An 18,425-nucleotide genomic window follows, 5' to 3' on the forward strand; every position below is an offset into this window, starting at 1 on the left:
GCGCCACTGGCGCCGGTTTTCTTTTGTCAGAAATGAGTTGAAGCTATTTCTTCGACTTCTTCACTTTCTTCTCTGTTCCTTTGCCTTCCAGAATGGCCTTGGCCTTGGCCTTTTCCTTCTCAATGGCTTTCTTGGCCTTGGCCTTCACTTTCTTGGCCTTCTTCTTGGCCTTGACCTTTGCCTCGGCAAATTCTTCCATCAGTTGCGCGGCCTGGCGTTTGGCCTTCTTTGCCTTGGCCTGTGCCTTGGCGGCCTTCTCCTCCGCCGCCTGAAGCGCAGCTTCCGCGGCGGCCAGCCGCGCGCTCAGATCCTCCCCGTCTTGTTCTGCGGCCCCATTGTGCGCCCGGGCGGCATCCTGCAGCAGGCCGGCCCGGCTGGTGCCAATCCCGGGAATACTGCGCAGCTGCTGCTCCTCCATCCCGGCCAGCGCCTCGACGGAATTTACCCCGTTTTCCTGAAGGATCCGTTCCAGTGCCGGACCCACACCTTTTAATTCAGAAATCGACGTCATGCCGCTGTCAGCCTCCCCCTTTAATCCACCTGACTCCCCGGCAACCTTCGCAGGAAATGCTCATCCAGGAAAGGGCACCAGGCATTTCTTCTCTTCATCCCAAAGCTTTAGCGCCAGTGCGCGGACCGCTTCCGGGAACTTGATCCGGCGCAGTCCCAGCTCCGGCGGCAGGCTGTAATGGCACTGGCGCAGCCGGTAGGACGGAATACGGGCGTTGTAGTGGTGGATGTCATGCAGGGTGATATTGGCCACCACCATGTCGAAGAACCAGCCGAAATCCAGGCAGGACGATCCCTGCAGCGCCGCCACTTGCGGGTTCAGGCCCGGGCGGCGGTCCCAGTAGGTGTCCTCGAAGTTATGCTGCAAGTAGACCAGGAACACCCCGATCATGCCGCCAAGGAAGGAAAACACCAGCCAGATCCAGAGGCCGGTCATCCCCGCCGCCCAATAGAGCAGGCCCAGCATGGCGACGATCACCAAGTTGTGCAGGATCACCCCGGACACACCGAACCGCACCGTGTTCTTGGGCCAGCGGTAGCGGATGAAATAGGTGAAGGCTGACCCTAGCGGCACCAGCACAAACGGGTTGCGGTAGAGCCGGTAGCCCAGCCGCTCCCAGAACCCGGCAGCCTTCCATTCCCGCAGCGTCATGGTGTGGATCTCGCCGGTCTCGCGGTGCTCCAGGTTGCCGATGTTGGAATGATGCAGGTTGTGGTTCTGCTTCATCACCTCAAACGGGGCAAAGGTGAAGGGCGACAGCACATGGCCCGCGATCTCGTTCTGCAGGCGGGTCTCGAACAGAGAGTGATGGCCGGTGTCGTGCTGCAGCACGTAAAGCCTCACCGCGGCAAAGGCAAAAACCACCCCCGCGGGCAGCATCACATACCAGCGGTCAGCATGGGCGATTGCAAGGTAGAGAGACAGGAAATAGACCGCAAATGTCCCGAAATAGCTGAGCGATGCCAGCTGGTTGTCCTTTTCCGTGTACTTGCGCGTGTGTGCCCTCAGATCCATGAATTCTTCCATAAATACGCGATGTGACAGGCATGCGAAAAACGGCGCAGCCCGCCCAAGATAAAAATGAGATAATCCCGGCCCGGCCAAAGGCAAGCCGGCTGAGGCCGAACACCTCAACCCTAGGGGTATCACCCTGCCACTTTTGATGGAATAGCTCCTTTGGGGGCAGCAACGCACGGCAAAAGCCCGCCGAAGGTTCGGCTGCCCGGCTGGGCCCAGTACGGAAAGCGCCGCCCGTCAGGGCGGCGCCGGGCCCAACGGGCCCAGGTATTCTTTGAATGCCGCGGGCCGGGCGGGAGCGCCCGCCCCTTGCCGGTCAGCTGCCGCGCTTTTTCAAGTGTTTTTCCAGCGCGCCTGCGTTCTTGGCCCGCTTGCCCTTGTAAGGGTTTTTGTCGCCCTGCCCGCGCATGTACAGCCGGATCGGGGTGCCCGGCATATCGAAATCCTCGCGCAACCCGTTGACCAGATAGCGGGTATAGCTTTCCGGCAGCTTGTCGGGATGCGAGCACATCACCACGAACCCCGGCGGGCGGCTCTTGGCCTGGGTCATGTAGCGCAGCTTGATGCGCTTGCCCTGGGGGGCTGGCGGCGGGTGCTGTTCCAGCATGCCAACCAGCCAGCGGTTCAGCGCCGCGGTCGGCACCCGGCGGTTCCAGGTGCCATAGGCGCGCATGATCGCCTCATGCAGCCGGTCCAGACCCTTGCCGGTCTTGGCGGACACAGTGACCAGCGGCGCGCCGCGCAGCTGCGGCAGCAGGCGGCCGAAGGCTTCCTTCAGGTCGCGCAGCTTTTCCTGCTTGTGCTCTTCGGCGTCCCATTTGTTGACCGCCACCACAACCGCGCGCCCCTCGCGCTCGGCCAGATCGGCAATCCGCAGATCCTGCTGCTCGAACGGGATGCTGGCGTCCAAGAGAACCACCACAACCTCGGCAAACTTCACCGCGCGCAGACCGTCGGAGACGGAAAGCTTCTCCAGCTTTTCCTGCACCTTGGCCTTCTTGCGCATGCCGGCGGTGTCGAACACGCGCATCGGCGTGTCTTTCCAGTTGATCTTGAGCGAGATTGCATCGCGTGTGATCCCGGCTTCGGGCCCGGTCAGCAGCCGCTCCTCGCCCAGGATCTTGTTGATCAGGGTGGATTTGCCCGCGTTCGGGCGGCCAACCACGGCGACCTGAAGGGGCTTGGCATCGGTCGGGACCGGAATGATCTCTTCCTCGTCCTCGCCGATCTCTTCATAGAGCTCGACATCGGTGACTGGCGCATGGTCTTCGGCAGCGGCTTCGAATTTCTCGGCCAGCGGCTGCAGGATGCCATAGAGGTCGGGCATCCCCTCGCCGTGCTCGCCCGACAGCCGCAGCGGCTCGCCCAGGCCGAGACCGTAGGCTTCCAGCACACCGGCCTCGGCGGCGTTGCCCTCCGCCTTGTTGGCGGCCAGGATCACATGCGCGGACTTGCGGCGCAGGATGTCGGCAAAAATTTCGTCCGTCGGCGTCACGCCGGTGCGGGCGTCGATCATGAACAGACAGATGTCGGCCATATCCACCGCCCGCTCGGTCAAGCGGCGCATGCGGCCCTCCAGCGAGTTGTCGGTGGCATCTTCCAGACCCGCGGTGTCAATCACCGTAAAGCGCAGGTCGCCCAGCCGCGCCGCGCCTTCGCGCAGGTCGCGCGTCACGCCCGGCTGGTCGTCGACCAGGGCCAGCTTCTTGCCCACAAGGCGGTTGAACAGGGTGGACTTGCCCACATTGGGACGGCCCACGATGGCGAGGGTAAAGGACATCAGACCAGCTTTCTGCGATTCAGAGGCGGCTCATAGCGCATCCGCGCGGCATGTGCCACCCGGAAACACTGATCAGCGGTATGCCTGCAATTCACCGTTGGTTGAAACCAAATACAGCGTGCGCCCGGCGACCACCGGCGCCGTGGTGGCACCGCCGGGCACCTCCAGGGTGCGGGCCAGGCTGCCGTCGACAGGGTTGAAGAAGCGCAGCAGCCCGTCATTGGAGGCAACGACCACCTGCCCTCCGGCCACAACAGGGCCGTGGTGCACATGGATCCGGCCGCGCTTGCGCGGCTTGTCTTTCAGATAACCGGGCAGGTCCACGGCCCAGATCACCTCACCGCTGCCTGCATCCAGCCGCAGCAGCTGATTGAGGTCGCTGACCTGGAACAGGCTGCCGCCAGCGGGCCAGGCGGTTCCGGATGCGCCTTCACGCGCGGTCCACAGACGGTCTCCGGTTTCAAGGTCGATGGCAACCGTGCGGCCGGAGTTGTTGCCGGCAAAAAGACGGTTCCCGGACACCACCGGCGCACCCGTGACGTCGCTGATCCGCGACAGGGTCTGCCCGGTGCGCTTGCCCGCGACAGAGGCGCTCCAGCGGCGCAGGCCGCCGCGGCGGAAGGTGGCAATCAGATCGCCGGAACCAAAGGCAAAGACCGCAAGGTCGCTTGTCACCACCGGTGCCGGTGCGCCCAGGACATTGGCCGGAGAGGGGGCGGCGTCGATCTGCCAGGCGATGCGGCCATCCTTGGTATTCACTGCCCAGCCGGTGTCGTCACCAGCGACCAGGTAAACCAGCCCGCCGCTGACCCGCGGCTGGCCGGAACCTGTGGCATCCAGCTCCTGCCGCCAGATCGGATTGCCATCCGCAGCATTCAGCGCCGTCAGAACACCGAAACCGGAGGAGATATAAAGAACCCCGTCGGCAAAGGCCAATCCGCCGCCGGTGGCCTGGCCTTCATCATCAGCGGCCGGGGTCAGTTCGCTTTGCCACAGGATCTGGCCCTGCGGTGAAACCGCGGAGACCCGTGCAGCGCTGTCCAGGGTGTAGATTCGCCCGCCGCCCACGACAGGGGTTGCGGTAATGCGCTGGCGGCGGCTGTCGCCGGCACCGATCGAAGCGGACCAGATGCGCTGCGGGGCGGCCGCCAGTGCCGGATGCGCGGTGCGCACGGCCTCGGCCCCATGGCCCTGCTCCCAGCTGGCGTTGGCAACCTGCTGCGGCAGGGAAATCACGCGGGACTGATTGACAATCTCCACAGCGGCGTCCGGCCGGATGTCCTCGCGCTCGCCGCGCAGGATGACCTCTTCCTCTGCGCAGGCCGCCAGAAGGGCCGCAGCCGCAGTTGTGCAAAGAAGAACCCGTGCCCGGGAGAAAGATTTGCTTATTGTCATTGCCCTGCCCTGTCTGCCGTTCTTGTTCCGCAAATTCCAGTCCGCGGAGCGCCTTACCCCTCAGGCGCAGCGTCCCCGTTAACGGAGCCGCCAAGCGCCACAATCACCTGAGACGCGCGGTCTTTCAAGTCTGCAGTGACCGTTGCATCCGCAACGATGTCCCGCAGCCGGGCAATGGCCGCCTCGGCGTTGCCTTCTTCCACATCCAGCAGTGCCAGCTGTTCGGCAGCCAGCAGCGCCAGCGGCGCGCCGGGCTGGGCCAGCGCCTCATACTGCACGCGGCGGTCTGCAACGCTCAGGCTCTCTGCCTGCAGCGCCAGCGCCTTGAAACTTGCGATGTGCCGGTAGATCAGCGGCAGCTCGCCATCAACTGCAACCGCCTCCAGCTGGGCAACCGCTTCAGCGGTCTTGCCGGCCTCTGCCAGCGCACCTGCTTCGAGCATGTTCAGGATGGCCGCGCCGCCGGCGCTCTTTGCCGGGACGGCTGCAAGCGCTGCTGCCTGTTGTTCGCTGCCTTCGATTTCCAGCGCCGCGGTGATATCATCCCCGAGCGTTTCCGCCGCGGCCTGATCCTTGGCCTTGTTGTATTCCCGGAACGCCGCGCCGCCGACGATCAGCACTACAACAGCGCCGCCGATCCAGCCATAACGTTTCAGCATCAGGAAAAGCCGGTCACGGCGGACCTCTTCGGTCACTTCGTCGATAAAGCTGTCGGTATCGCTCATGAAAAGCCCCTGATATGCGCGGCCCGGGCTACCGCCCGCACCGGTATTGAATGCGTCGCGCCCCTCTTACCCCGGCTCAAAGGCCAAGCCAAGTGGCCCGTTTGCACCAGAAACCCCGTCAATTAGGCCTGAAAAGCAAGAAATGTGAACTAAACCACTTAGTTTAGAATGGACATCTCCTATATCAGGCCTATCACATACGCGCGACTCCCGCTGTGAACAGGCCCGGCCGTCGGACGGACAAGGGTCATGTGCCCGTGGAAGAGATAAAAAACAGGAAAGGCCCGACATGCGCATTGTACCGATACTGACCGCAGTTGTGGTGACAGCCAGCCTTTATGCGCTGGTCTTCGAGCGTGAAGATCTGATGGCCTTTGCCCGAGGAGAGGATGCGCAGGAGGCCGCCGAGGCCGAACCCGCCGCAGAAGGCCAGCAACTGGCCGAGGCCGGAGAATCGCGCGTCGGCGTCGTGGCCATTCAAAGCAAGGCGCGCACCATCGGCAACGCGGTGATCCTGCGCGGCCAGACCCAGGCCATCCGCCAGGTGGAGGTGCGGGCCGAAACCACCTCAACCGTGATTTCAGAGCCGCTGCGCAAGGGCGCGCACGTCCAGAGGGGCGACCTGCTGTGCGAACTGGACCCCGGCACCCGCCCCGCATCGCTGCTTCAGGCGCAAGCGCAACTGAAGGAAGCCAAGATCAATCTGACCGCCGCAGCCAAGCTGTCGGAGGGCGGCTACGCCTCCGAAACCCGGCTGGCGTCGGCCGAAGCAGAAGAGCGTTCCGCACAGGCCGCAGTGGCCGCGGCGGAGCGGGAGATCGGCCATCTGACCATCACCGCGCCGTTTGACGGCCTTCTGGAAAGCGACACCGCTGAACTGGGCAGCCTGCTGCAGCCCGGCAGCCTGTGCGGCACGGTTATCCAGCTCGATACCATCAAGCTGGTCGGCTATGTGCCGGAGGCAGAGGTTAACAAGGTCAAACTGGGCGCAACTGCAGGCGCAGAATTGTCCACCGGCCAGCAGGTCCAGGGTGAGGTCACCTTCCTCAGCCGGTCTGCCGATCCCACCACCCGCACCTTCGAGGTCGAGATCACGGTTCCCAATCCGGACCTGAGCATACGCGACGGCCAGACCGCCGACATCGCGATTTCCTCGGCCGGCGCGCTGGCGCACAAGCTGCCGCAATCGGCGCTGACGCTGAACAACGAGGGCCAGTTGGGCGTGCGCGTTGTCGGATCCGACAGCACCGTGGTATTCTACCCCGTGCAGCTTCTGCGGGATGATGTGGATGGCGTCTGGCTGGGCGGTCTTCCTGAAAACGCGGATGTGATCGTGGTGGGACAGGATTTCGTAACCGAAGGCGTCGCCGTGGCGGCCACCTACCGGGAGACTGAACAGTGATTGGCATCGTCGATTGGGCCGCCGGCCGCGCCCGGATGGTCCTTGCGTTCATAGCAATCTCTCTGCTTGTCGGCGGCTTCGCCTATTCGATGCTGCCCAAGGAAGGCGAGCCTGACATCGAAATCCCGGCCCTGTTCATCTCGGTCCCCTTCCCCGGCATTTCCGCCGAGGACGCCGAATCCCTGATGGTCAAGGTGATGGAGACCGAGCTTGCCGACCTCGACGGGCTCGACAAGATGACCTCCACCGCCGCCGAGGGCTATGCCGGGGTGGCGCTGGAGTTCGAATTCGGCTGGGACAAGACCGCCATCATGGCCGACGTGCGCGACGCCATGGACAAGGCGGAGGCGGAATTCCCGGAAGGCGCCGAGAAATACTCGATCACCGAGATCAACTTCTCCGAATTCCCGATCGTCATCGTGAACCTGACCGGCGCCGTGCCGGAACGGACGATGGCGCGCATCGCCAAGGACTTGCAGGACGATCTTGAGGCGCTGGATGCGGTGCTGGAGGCCGGGATCGCCGGCAACAGGGACGAGATGGTCGAGGTGCTGATCGACCCGCTGCGGCTGGAGGCCTATAACGTTACCGCGCTCGAGCTGATCAATGTCGTGCAAAACAACAACCAGCTGATTGCGGCCGGTGAGGTAGAAACCAGCCAGGGCGCATTTTCGGTCAAGATCCCCTCCTCCTTTGATGATGTGAAGGACATCTACCAGCTGCCGGTCAAGACCAACGGCGACCGGGTGGTTAAGCTGGGCGAGCTGGCACAGATCAACTTCACCTTCGAAGACCGCGAAGGCACCGCCCGTTTCAACGGTGAGGACACGGTTGCCCTGCAGGTGGTGAAGCGCAAGGGCTACAACCTGATCGACACCGTCAATCTGGTGAAGGAAACCATCGAGGTCTCCAAGTCCAAATGGCCGCCGGAACTGCAGACCGCAGTTGAGGTCGGGACCTCCAACGACCAGAGCCGCGTGGTCGGCTCCATGGTCAGCCAGCTGGAAGGCTCGGTGCTGACCGCCATCGCGCTGGTGATGATCGTGGTGCTGTCTGCGCTTGGCAGCCGCGCCGCGCTGCTGGTGGGTTTTGCGATCCCGACCTCTTTCCTTCTGTGCTTCGCCCTGCTGGCGCTGATGGGCATCTCGATCTCCAACATCGTGATGTTCGGCCTGATCCTTGCGGTCGGGATGCTGGTGGACGGTGCCATCGTGGTGGTGGAATACGCCGACAAGCGGATCAAGGAAGGCACCGGCCCGATGCACGCCTATGTCGAGGCGGCGCAGCGGATGTTCTGGCCGATCGTCTCTTCCACCGCGACCACGCTCTGCGCCTTCCTGCCGATGCTGTTCTGGCCCGGTGTGCCGGGTGAGTTCATGGGCATGCTGCCCGTGACCCTCATCTTCGTGCTGTCTGCCTCGCTGGTGGTAGCGCTGATCTACCTGCCCGTCATGGGCGGCGTCACCGGCCGCATCAGCCGCACCTTCGAGGGCACCTCGCGCGCACTGCGCATGATTGCGCCCTGGTGGCTGCGCGCGCTGCTGGTGCCGGTCTCCATGTGGGGCATGTTTGCGGGCGCCATGCAGATTCTGAACCCCTCCTACCTGCTGGGTGAGGGCACGGGCCCGATGGCCGGTGTACTGTTCGGCGGGCTGGTGTTTACGCTGGCATCCTTTGCCGCCTCGATCACCCTCAGCTCGGTCAAAGTGGAGCGCGAGGAGAAGGAGGTCGCCCCCGGCTACCACCACACCCCGTTTGGCTACGTGATCAAGTTCATCGCCGGCAACCCGGTGATGCCGATTGTGACCATCGCCGCCGTGGGCTTTGCCATCATGACCGTGTTCTCAACCTTCAGCGAGAACAACTACGGTGTTGAATTCTTCGTCGACTCCGAGCCGGAACAGGCCACTGCCTACATCCGCGCCCGCGGCAACATCTCCCTGCACGAAAAGGACGAGATGGTCCGCGCTGCCGAGGAGGTCATTCTCGACCATCACGCAGTGATCAACGTGTTCTCCTTTGCCGGTGACGGCGGCCTCAACACCGACAGCTCCGGCGCGCAGCTGCCGCCGGACACCATCGGCCAGGTCCAGTTCGAGATCATCCCCTGGGAGGAGCGCCCCACCGAGAGCGAGCCGCTGGACGGCTGGTTCGGCGGGCTGCTAAGCAAATACCTGGGCTTTAAGAAGAAAGTGATCGCCGAGGAATACGACGGCAACACCGTGATCGATGAGCTGAACGCAATTCTCGGCAAGCTGCCCGGCTTTGAGGTCGAGGTCCGCGCACTGGCGCAGGGCCCCGCCTCCGGCAAGCCGGTGCATCTGCGCCTGCGCGGCGACGGCTGGGAAGACCTGACCACGGCAACCCTGACTGCACGGGAGCATTTCGAGAACACCCCCGGCCTGATCCTGATCGAGGACAGCCTGCCCCTGCCCGGCATCGACTGGCAGATCAACGTGGATGTCGAAAAGGCCGGCCGCTACGGCGCCGATGTGGCGACCGTGGGCGCGATGGTGCAGCTGGTCACCCGCGGCATCCTGTTGGACACCATGCGGGTCGACAGCTCCGACGAGGAGATCGAGATCCGCGTCCGTCTGCCGGAACAGGACCGGGTGCTGTCGACACTCGACAACCTCAAGGTCCGCACCGCGGACGGGCTTGTTCCGCTGTCGAACTTCGTGACCCGCCAGCCGGTGCCGAAACTGGCGCAGATCAACCGCATCGGCCAGGAACGCTTCTATGACGTCAAGGCGGATGTGGAGCCGGGCCTGAACAAGGTGGTGATCGAGGATGCGGACAGCGGTGAAATGACCCGCCTGGCGGTCCTGAAAGAGCTGCCGGAAGGCGCTGCTGCGGCCGGCGACACCCTGGTTGCCCCCAACGGCAAGACCATGCAATTGCTGCAGCTGACGGGCGCCGAGAGCTTTGATGCGGTGCTGGCGGCGCTGGACAACGGTGCCAAGATCAGCCCGGTGAACCCGAACGAGCGGATTGCCGTGATCACTGAGTGGCTGGACACCGAACCGCTGCCGCGCAGCATCGGCTGGGAATGGACTGGCGACCAGGAGGAGCAGGAGGAATCCGGCGCCTTCCTGTCCAAGGCCTTCGCCGGCGCGCTGGCGCTGATGTTCGTGATCCTGCTGGCCCAGTTCAACAGCTTCTACAACTCGGTGCTGGTGCTGCTGGCGGTGGTGCTGTCCACCACCGGCGTGCTGATCGGTATGATGGTGATGCAGCAGCCGTTCTCGATCATCATGACCGGCACCGGTATCGTGGCGCTAGCAGGCATCGTTGTGAACAACAACATCGTGCTGATCGACACCTATCAGGAGTTCAGCCAGCAGATGCCGCGGATCGAGGCGATCATTCGCACCGCCGAGGCGCGTATCCGTCCGGTGCTGCTGACCACCATCACCACGATGGCGGGCCTCACCCCGATGATGTTCGGCGTCAGCCTGGACTTCATCAACGGCGGCTACTCCATCGACAGCCCCACTGCACTGTGGTGGAAACAGCTGGCAACCGCCGTGGTGTTCGGCTTGGGCATTGCCACCGTGCTGACCCTGGTGGTCACGCCCTCGCTGCTGTCGATCCGGGTGTGGTTCTCCACCTATATGCGCGCCCTCGGCCGGATGCTGTCGCGGATCACCCGCGGCCGCTCCAGCCGCATCGCGCAGGACTCCAAGCTGTTCAAAAAGGCGCGCCAGCTGCCCAGCACGGAAATCCAGTGGGTTGAGGATGCTGCCTCTGAGACAAGCGAAGGGGAAGCTGAACCCGAAGAGGACGAGCCGCAGCCGCCTGCCCCGCGCGGCCGCCTGCGCGCAGCGGAATAACCAGGCAAACAAAAAGCCCCGCTCCGGCGGGGCTTTTCATTACAGCAGGCCGGGGGCTTCCCGGCGCGCGGCGAATTCAGTCGGTAACGACGTACTCGCCCAGATCACACAGATCGAGGCCATAATCCTCAGCCTCGGACCCATCGGCAAAGCTGCCGCGGACGTCGTAGACGCAGGTGGTTGCACCATCGGCAATCAGGACGCCGATCTCATAGCCGGGCGCCAGGTAGCCACCCTCCATCAGATTGCCTTCCCAATTGTCCGAGGACGCGGGCGATACGTTGAATTCAACCAGATCGGCGCTGCTGTCGTTTACCAGCAGGAACTCGAGGTCTTCGGCATAGGCAGGCGCCTGAAAGGCAAGCAGGGCAGCTGCGGAGGCTGCAGTCAGAAGGGTCTTCATCCATTTGTCCTTGTCTGCGGGCCAGCCGGCACAGATGCCGCTGTTTCCCGGAATGGGGGCACTTTAAAAACAGCAGCCACCCGGTCAATGGGGAAAGCCAATGATGGTTTCCCCGCCGCAAGGCTGTGCCGGACTGTCAGGCTGCGTCCTGATCCGCCTGCTGGCGCTGCCACAGCCGGGCGTAGCGGCCATCCTTGGCAAGCAATTCGTCATGGGTGCCGGTCTCGGCAATCTCGCCCTTTTCCAGCACCACGATCCGGTCGGCCTCGGCAATGGTCGACAGCCGGTGCGCAATGGTGATCACCGTGCGCCCCTGCCCGGCCCGCGCCAGCGCCTCCTTGATCTCCTGCTCGGTATCGGTGTCCAGCGCCGAAGTCGCCTCGTCCAAGAGCAGAACCGGCGGGTTCTTCAACAGCGTCCGGGCAATCCCCACCCGCTGCTTCTCGCCGCCCGAAAGCTTCAGGCCGCGCTCGCCCACCTGGGTGTCATAGCCTTCCGGCAGCGCCATGATGAAATCGTGGATCTGCGCATCGCGGGCCGCCTGCTCCACATCTTCCTGCGTGGCCCCGTCGCGGCCATAGGCGATGTTGTAGCGGATCGTGTCGTTAAACAGCACAGTGTCCTGCGGCACCACGCCGATGGCCTGATGCAGGCTTTGCTGGGTTACCTCGCGCACATCCTGGCCGTCGATCTTCAGCGCGCCCCCAGTGACGTCGTAGAACCGGAACAGCAACCGCCCGATGGTCGATTTGCCCGACCCCGTGGAGCCGACGATGGCCACGGTCTGGCCCGGCTCCGCCTCCAGCGAGATGCCCTTCAGGATCTCACGTCCCGCATCATAGGAGAACCGCACATCCTCCAGCGTGATGCGGCCGCCGTTGACCTGCAACTCCCCTGCACCCGGCCTGTCGCTCACATCGGCGGGCTGTTCCAGCAGATCGAACATCTCTCCCATATCCACCAGGCTTTGGCGGATCTCGCGGTAGACCGTGCCGAGAAAGTTCAGCGGCACGGTGATCTGAATCATGTAGGCGTTGACCATGACAAAATCGCCGACAGTCAGGTTGCCCTGCTCCACCCCGATGGCCGCCATCACCATCACCCCGACCAGACCCGCGGTGATGATCACGCTCTGGCCAAAATTCAGCGCCGCCAGCGAATAGGCAGTCTTGAGCGCCGCCTGGGCATAGCCCCGCATCGCGCCGTCATAGCGGGCCGCCTCGCGCTTTTCGGCGACGAAGTATTTCACCGTCTCAAAGTTCAGCAGGCTGTCGATGGCCTTCTGGTTTGCATCGGTGTCCTGTTTGTTCATCTCCCGGCGCAGCTTCACCCGCCATTCGGTGACCGCGAAGGTGAACCAGACATAAAACCCGATGGTCACTGCCACGACCACCAGATACCAGGCGTCGAACAGCACCGTCAGGATCACCGCCACCAGCGTCAGCTCCAGGATCAGCGGCCCGATGGAGAACAGCATGAAACGCAGCAGGAATTCGACACCTTTCACCCCGCGCTCGATGATCCGGCTGAGGCCGCCGGTCTTGCGGGTGATGTGATAGCGCATCGACAGGCGGTGGATATGGGTGAAAGTTTCGAGCGCCAGCCGCCGCAGGGCGCGCTGCCCCACAGGGGCAAAGACCGCATCGCGCAGCTGCTGGAAACCGGTGGTCAGGATCCGTGCCATGCCATAGGCAACCGTCAGGCCCACGGCACCAAGCGCCAGCGGCGGCACGCCTTCGCCCGCCAGGCTGTCCACCGCGCCCTTGTAGAGCATCGGCGTATAGACCGCGATCAGCTTGGCCAGAACCAGCACCGCCAGCGCCAGCACCACCCGGACTTTCACCGCGCGGTTGCCCTCGGGCCACAGGTAGGGCCCCACCTTGCGCAAAGTACGCAGGCCGGAGCGGCGTTCGTCCTGGGCGATGTCGGCTTGGCTTGGCGCGGCGGCCTGATCAGTCTGGGTCATGGCTGTTCCTGGCTAGACACCTCCAGATATTCACCTGTTCACGGTTTTGCGAGGGGCGGCAGAAAAAAACGCGCCGCAAGGGCGCGTTTTCCGTGGATTATTCGGGGATCGTAAAGACCTGCCCAGGATAAATCAGGTCCGGATCGCGGATCGCGCCCCGGTTGGCCTCGAACACCCGCACATACAGGAAGCCGCTGCCGTATTTTTCCTGCGAGATGGCCCAGAGCGTATCGCCCTTCTGCACCGTCACTGCCCGGACCAGCGGCGCGGGCTGATCCGGGACCGCATCACGTTCAGGTTTCGGAAGCACCTCCGGCGCTTCGCGTTTGAACGGGGTTTCCAGGCGGCTCACCACTTTGCCGGTGGCTGTTTCGATCTCATCCAGGCGCAGAGTGTAGACGCCGGGGGCCACATCAGCCAGTTCTCCGGTCCAGCGGCCGTCCTGGGCTGCATCCAGCTCTGCCACCACCTGGTTGTCCACATAGACCCGCACCCGCGACTGCGGCCGCGCCCGGCCCGTCAGTTCCACCCCGCCAGTGCCGTTGTAGCTGATCGCGTCAAGCGCCACTTCCTTATTCAGTTCAGGATCGGCGGGGACGGCAGGCTGAACCACCTCTACCCCGTCCTGATCGGCGCGCAGTACCGCCACGGCTTGGCCTTGGGGCTGCTGCGCATCAGGTTCTGCCGCAAGCTCCGGGTCTTCCTGCGAAGATCCGGCTGAAGCAGACTCAACAGCCTCCTGGACGTCTTCGGCGGGTGCTGCGGTGCCTTCAGCGTCTTGCACGCCCTTGGCTGCTTCGGCGGTTTCCTCCGGCGGTTCAACCGCATCGGGCTCAGGCACAGAAACCGTTTCGCCCGCCTGGGCAGTTTCCTGCTGTTCCGCAGCCGGCGTTTCTTCAGCCAGCGTTGCCACCTGTTCTTCCGCTGGTTCCTCATCGCCCCCTGCAGCAGCAACCGGGCTGACCGGTGCCAGGATGAAGGATGCGCCGGACGCGGTCTGTTTGCCGTCATGTTCGGCCAGCAGCGACACCACCCGCGCATCCGCACTGGGGGCAATCGTGGTCAGCGAAACAAACTCGCCGCCCGCCGGCACCTCCAGCTGTTCCAGCACCTCGCCATCCAGCAGCACAGAAACCTGCACGCCCTCCTGCGCCCGGCCGGCAATCACCGCAGCACCGTCGCTGTCCACCCGCACCAGATCCAGCTCCGGCACCTGCAGCACAAAGATATCCTCTTTTGCAGCTTCGGTGTCCGGGTCCGGCTGGGGATCCGCTGCGGCGTCCGCTGGCTCGGTCAAGGCCGCCAGTTCGGTACCTTGATCCGCTGCTTCCGCTCCGGCTTCTTCCGTACCGGTCTCTGCCGCAGCATTATCCTCAACGGCAATTTCCGCGTCGGGTTCGCCAGGCGCAGGCTCAGCGCGATCTTCAGCCGCGATGTCCGCGCCGGCGCCTTCCTCCGCTGCGCCGGTCTGCTGCTGCTGGCCGTTTTCAACCGCTTCAACCTGATTGCTTGCGGCTTCCTGAACGGCACGGTTTTGCAGCGGCTGGCCGGATTCCCCGCCGTTTCCGGAAAACGCGCCGTTGCCGTTCGCCGCCTGCCCGGCGGTCTCTTCGCTCACTACCGTGCCGTCAGGCGCAACCTTGCCAAACACCCCGAACTGGTACAGCACCACGCCGCCCACGACTACAGCCACGCCGGCAATACCGCCAAGTGTGAGGGCCCCAAGACCCCCGCTTCCAGATGCATCCGCCATTTCTTTCCCTTCGGCATTTGCGGAATGTGACCTTCCGCTTAGTTGAGGGAACCTAACAACCCCGCTATCACGGGTCAAAACACCAATTGGTTTTCACCTTGATATTCCACGGAAAGGCTGGCCGATGAGCATCAAATCCGTCTGTGTCTACTGCGGATCCCGCGCCGGCGCATTGCCTGCCTATGCCGAAGCCGCCCGCAAACTCGGCGCTGCGCTGGCCGAAAACGGGATGCGGCTGGTCTATGGCGCCGGCGATGTCGGGCTGATGGGCGAGGTCGCCCGCGCGGCGCAGCAGGCCGGCGGGGAGACCTTCGGGGTGATCCCCAGCCACTTGGAGCGGCGTGAAGTGGGGAAATCCGACCTCACCACCTATGTGGTCACCGAGACCATGCATGAGCGCAAGAAGGTGATGCTGTGGAATGCCGATGCAGTAATCGTGCTGCCGGGCGGCGCCGGCTCACTGGACGAATTGTTCGAGGCCCTCACCTGGCGCCAACTGGGACTGCATTCCAAGCCGATCGTGATCCTGAACACCGAAGGCTACTGGGACAAGCTGCGCGACCTGCTGGGCCATGTGGTCAGCCAGGGCTTTGCCGGCCGGGAAACGTCGGACTACCTGATCTGGGCCGACACGCCGGTGGCCGCCATCGCCGCCCTGCGCGACGCCCGCTCCTGACGCAGCGCTGAATAGGAGAACACCGCAACCGCGCTCCAGATCAGCGCAAAGGCAGTGCCGTGCCAGGGAGTAAAGGGCTCGGCAAAAACCAGCACCGCCACCAGGAACTGCAGTGTCGGGTTCAAATACTGCAGAACCCCCACGGTCCCCAGGCGAACCCTCCGGGCGGCATAGGCAAACAGGATCAGCGGCAATCCGGTCAGGATGCCGGCAAACATCAGCATTGCCGCATCCCCGATACCGCCCAGGAAACCGGCCCCGCCGGTTATCCAAATGATGGCCAGCGCAACCGGCAGAAGCAGCGCAACCTCCGCCGTCACCGACACCACCGGCCCCAGGGGCAACTGTTTCTTAACAACACCATACAGGGCAAAGCTGAAGCTGAGCGCCAAGGGGATCCAAGGCGCGGCACCGAGCCCGAAAGACAGGACCGCCACCGCCAGACCTGCCAGAAGAACCGCGGCCCCCTGCGCCCGTGTCAGCCGCTCGCCAAAAGCCAGCCGCCCCAGAAGCACGCTCAGCAGCGGGAAAATGTAGTACCCGAGGCTCGCCTCGGTGGCATAGCCCAGCTGCACGGCTGAAATGAAGATGAACCAATTGAGGGAAATCATCGCTGACGCGAACGCCAGCAGCAGCGCACTGCGGCGGGTAGAGAGCGCTGCGCCAAGCGCGCTGATGCGGCCCTGACACAGCAGAACAATGGCGAAAAAAACAAACGACCAAAGCGCCCGGTGCGACAGAACCTGCTCCGGCGGCACATGCGACAATGCCTTGTAGTAAATGCCCGACAGCCCCCAGACGGTGCAGGAGGCACAGAGTGCAAGAACGCCTTTTTGTGCCTCGCCCATAAACAGCTCCTGCCCGGCTTTTGTCTCACAGACACCGGGCAGGCGCGCGGGTCAAGTCCGGTCAGCTGTGACGCAGCGCGTCTTTGACCATTTCCTCGATCTTGCTGATCTCATGGCCAGTCAGGTTCTTGCTGATTTCTCCGATCACGCAATCGCTGACTTCCTTGTGCAGATTCTTGCGCAGTTCCCCTAGAACCTCAGGGGCGGCGACCAGAACCAGCTTCTCGAACTCGCCGCGGTGGGCCATTTCGTACAGTTTATCCGACAGGTCCTTGGCGAACCGCTCCTTGGCCAGTTCGTGCCAGTCAGTGTCGGCAACCGCTGACCGGTGCACACTTGGTCCGTCGTTGAACCGTCCCGGACGGTTGGCCGACTGCTCACGGTCGGACGGGTTGTACTGCTCATCCTTGCGGCGCACCTGCAGATACGGGTCGTCTCCGTCCACGGTGTTTTCCAGGAACAGCGCCTTTTCGCTGTCTGCGACCAGAACGAAAGTGCCGTGTGAGAGCCGCGTCATCATTTTTCCTCCTGTTCGTCGGACTTGCGTACCCTGGTCGCCCCCGCCGGGCGTTCCCTGGAACGTTTTTCCTCGTCCTTGCTGCCGATTTCCCGGGCCAGCCGGCCGCCGGTACGTCCGCCGTGGGAAACGCTGCCCTCCTCGCCCAGGATGTCCTTGGTTTCACGGTGTCCGTCCTTGGACCTCTTGCGTTCGGCCATGGTGGTCCTCCTTTCGTACATCGAACCAACGTTCGAAACCCGGCCCGCGTTCCGGAGGAACCACCGAAAGGTGGCGGAAACTCAGCACGAAAAAGCCCGCCGGAAACCTCCGGCGGGCCTGAAAAGCCAGTATGCGGCACGTGCCTTACATCCGCGAGGCGACGTTTTCCCAGTTCACCAGGTTGTCGAGGAAGTTCGACAGGTAGGCCGGGCGCTTGTTGCGGAAGTCGATGTAGTAGGAGTGCTCCCAAACGTCGCAGCCCAGCAGAGCGGTCTGGCCGAAGCACACCGGGTTGACGCCGTTTTCGGTCTTGGTCACTGCCAGCGAGCCGTCAGCGTTCTTGACGAGCCATGCCCAGCCTGAGCCGAACTGGCCCGCGCCTGCGGCAGAGAACTGCGATTTGAACTCGTCGACCGAGCCAAAGGACTCAACCAGGGCTTTCTCCAGCTCACCCGGCATCTTGCTTTCGCCCGGGCCCATCATTTCCCAGAACTGGTTGTGGTTCCACAGCTGGGAGATGTTGTTGAAGATACCGTTCTGGGCAACCGCGTTCGCGTCATAGGTGCCCTTGATGATCTCTTCCAGCGACTTGCCGTCCCACTCGGTGCCGGCGACCAGCTTGTTGCCGTTGTCGACATAGGCCTTGTGGTGCAGGTCATGGTGGTATTCCAGGGTTTCCGCCGACATGCCTTTGGCGGCCAGGGCGTCGTGTGCATAAGGAAGATCGGGAAGTTCAAAAGCCATTTGGGCCCCCTGTGAAATAAGTTTGCGTTCCTGCGCAGATACATGCGGTGCGGGCGCTAGCAGGTCAAGAGCTTAGGCACGCAAACAGCGCAAGGTCTATGTGCATTTTTCTGCACAGGCATAGCCATTGCAGGTTCAAGCCAGATTAACCGCTGCACTCAAACTCAGAACTGCAACTGATCCGGTTCAGGTATGTCGCTTCTTTTGATCTGGTCACAGGTCAGTTCTCCTCGGATCCTTGAATGGTACCCAAGCGAAACTTTTGCCCGCAAAAACCCAGTTTTGGATTGAGGGTCGAGTTCGGCCCGATAACCCACTGGCGTCCAGATATCCAAAGATGTTGGCCGACTAACCCTCCATTTGAACTTAAAGCTCCCATCCTTCGCCTGTTTCACTTTGGCATAGACCGTCCCTTCGCGGGACGTAGTTACGCGTGTATCAATCACCTGAACCTTCTGCCAGTTGTCGGAAAACTCAAAAAATGTCTGAGGGGAAAGCCATCCGCCGCCGCCTTCAGAAACTGGTTTCCCTCCGCCGAACCGCTCAACCTCACAGCGAAACACGGCATCCACGCCCGACGCACCCACGGTCCCGGGAACACCTGCCCACAGAACAGCTACGGCACCGGCAACGGCGCAAAGTATCTTATTCATT

General features: G+C 63.1%; 16 protein-coding genes. 3 read left to right on the forward strand and 13 right to left on the reverse strand.

All coding sequences use genetic code 11. The features are described from left to right. Window positions 1-43: 43 nt before the first annotated feature. The 5 genes from AC58NV_RS03370 to AC58NV_RS03390 form a co-directional block, all read right to left on the reverse strand. Window positions 44-511 (reverse strand): helix-hairpin-helix domain-containing protein, encoded by a 468-nt coding sequence (locus tag AC58NV_RS03370; RefSeq protein ID WP_497225877.1) that lies wholly within the window; start codon window positions 509-511, stop codon window positions 44-46. A 60-nt stretch (window positions 512-571) separates the two neighbouring features. Then, window positions 572-1,525, reverse strand: a complete 954-nt coding sequence (locus AC58NV_RS03375; RefSeq protein WP_497225878.1) for a fatty acid desaturase — start codon at window positions 1,523-1,525, stop codon at window positions 572-574. Window positions 1,526-1,844: 319 nt separating this feature from the next. Beyond that, window positions 1,845-3,308, reverse strand: coding sequence for a ribosome biogenesis GTPase Der (der, locus tag AC58NV_RS03380; protein ID WP_497225879.1), 1,464 nt, complete (start codon window positions 3,306-3,308; stop codon window positions 1,845-1,847). 72 nt (window positions 3,309-3,380) lie between these two features. Beyond that, window positions 3,381-4,703, reverse strand: coding sequence for a PQQ-like beta-propeller repeat protein (locus tag AC58NV_RS03385; protein WP_497225880.1), 1,323 nt, complete (start codon window positions 4,701-4,703; stop codon window positions 3,381-3,383). Window positions 4,704-4,756: 53 nt separating this feature from the next. Then, window positions 4,757-5,428 carry a hypothetical protein gene (locus AC58NV_RS03390; protein ID WP_497225881.1) on the reverse strand — a complete coding sequence of 224 codons (672 nt, stop codon included), beginning with the start codon at window positions 5,426-5,428 and terminating at the stop codon, window positions 4,757-4,759. A gap of 289 nt (window positions 5,429-5,717) precedes the next feature. Between AC58NV_RS03390 and AC58NV_RS03395 the strand changes: the two genes are divergently transcribed. Together AC58NV_RS03395 and AC58NV_RS03400 are read left to right on the forward strand one after the other, a co-directional pair. Continuing rightward, window positions 5,718-6,830, forward strand: a complete 1,113-nt coding sequence (locus AC58NV_RS03395; protein ID WP_497225882.1) for an efflux RND transporter periplasmic adaptor subunit — start codon at window positions 5,718-5,720, stop codon at window positions 6,828-6,830. Beyond that, the gene (locus AC58NV_RS03400) at window positions 6,827-10,663 is read left to right on the forward strand and encodes an efflux RND transporter permease subunit (RefSeq protein ID WP_497225883.1); all 3,837 of its coding nucleotides are present in this window, start codon (window positions 6,827-6,829) and stop codon (window positions 10,661-10,663) included. The genes AC58NV_RS03395 and AC58NV_RS03400 overlap by 4 nt, the downstream gene beginning before the upstream one ends. Window positions 10,664-10,739: 76 nt before the next feature. Here the strand turns inward: AC58NV_RS03400 and AC58NV_RS03405 are convergent, their stop codons facing one another. The 3 genes from AC58NV_RS03405 to AC58NV_RS03415 form a co-directional block, all read right to left on the reverse strand. After that, window positions 10,740-11,066, reverse strand: a complete 327-nt coding sequence (locus tag AC58NV_RS03405) for a hypothetical protein (RefSeq protein WP_497225884.1) — start codon at window positions 11,064-11,066, stop codon at window positions 10,740-10,742. 136 nt (window positions 11,067-11,202) lie between these two features. Further along, complete coding sequence (locus AC58NV_RS03410) at window positions 11,203-13,032, reverse strand: ABCB family ABC transporter ATP-binding protein/permease (protein WP_497225885.1); 1,830 nt, start codon at window positions 13,030-13,032, stop codon at window positions 11,203-11,205. Window positions 13,033-13,129: 97 nt separating this feature from the next. After that, window positions 13,130-14,725: a LysM peptidoglycan-binding domain-containing protein gene (locus AC58NV_RS03415; RefSeq protein WP_497225886.1), complete on the reverse strand. Its 1,596-nt coding sequence runs from the start codon at window positions 14,723-14,725 to the stop codon at window positions 13,130-13,132. Window positions 14,726-14,909: 184 nt separating this feature from the next. Between AC58NV_RS03415 and AC58NV_RS03420 the strand changes: the two genes are divergently transcribed. Further along, window positions 14,910-15,461 (forward strand): LOG family protein, encoded by a 552-nt coding sequence (locus tag AC58NV_RS03420; RefSeq protein WP_497225887.1) that lies wholly within the window; start codon window positions 14,910-14,912, stop codon window positions 15,459-15,461. Here the strand turns inward: AC58NV_RS03420 and rarD are convergent. From rarD to AC58NV_RS03445, 5 genes are all read right to left on the reverse strand, one after another. Next, window positions 15,398-16,309: an EamA family transporter RarD gene (gene rarD / locus AC58NV_RS03425; RefSeq protein ID WP_497225888.1), complete on the reverse strand. Its 912-nt coding sequence runs from the start codon at window positions 16,307-16,309 to the stop codon at window positions 15,398-15,400. The two genes, AC58NV_RS03420 and rarD, sit on opposite strands and share 64 nt — an antisense overlap. Window positions 16,310-16,370: 61 nt before the next feature. Then, entirely contained in the window at window positions 16,371-16,826 is a 456-nt protein-coding gene (locus AC58NV_RS03430; protein ID WP_497225889.1) for a host attachment family protein, read from the reverse strand. After that, a complete protein-coding gene (locus tag AC58NV_RS03435; RefSeq protein ID WP_497225890.1) occupies window positions 16,826-17,026 on the reverse strand; it encodes a hypothetical protein in 201 nt (66 codons plus the stop codon). Before AC58NV_RS03435 ends, AC58NV_RS03430 begins: the two co-directional genes overlap by 1 nt. A gap of 145 nt (window positions 17,027-17,171) precedes the next feature. Next, window positions 17,172-17,771, reverse strand: coding sequence for a superoxide dismutase (locus tag AC58NV_RS03440; RefSeq protein WP_497225891.1), 600 nt, complete (start codon window positions 17,769-17,771; stop codon window positions 17,172-17,174). A 164-nt stretch (window positions 17,772-17,935) separates the two neighbouring features. Beyond that, window positions 17,936-18,424, reverse strand: a complete 489-nt coding sequence (locus AC58NV_RS03445; RefSeq protein ID WP_497225892.1) for a hypothetical protein — start codon at window positions 18,422-18,424, stop codon at window positions 17,936-17,938. Window position 18,425: the final 1 nt, after the last annotated feature.

The organism is Leisingera sp. ANG49, from assembly GCF_059694505.1.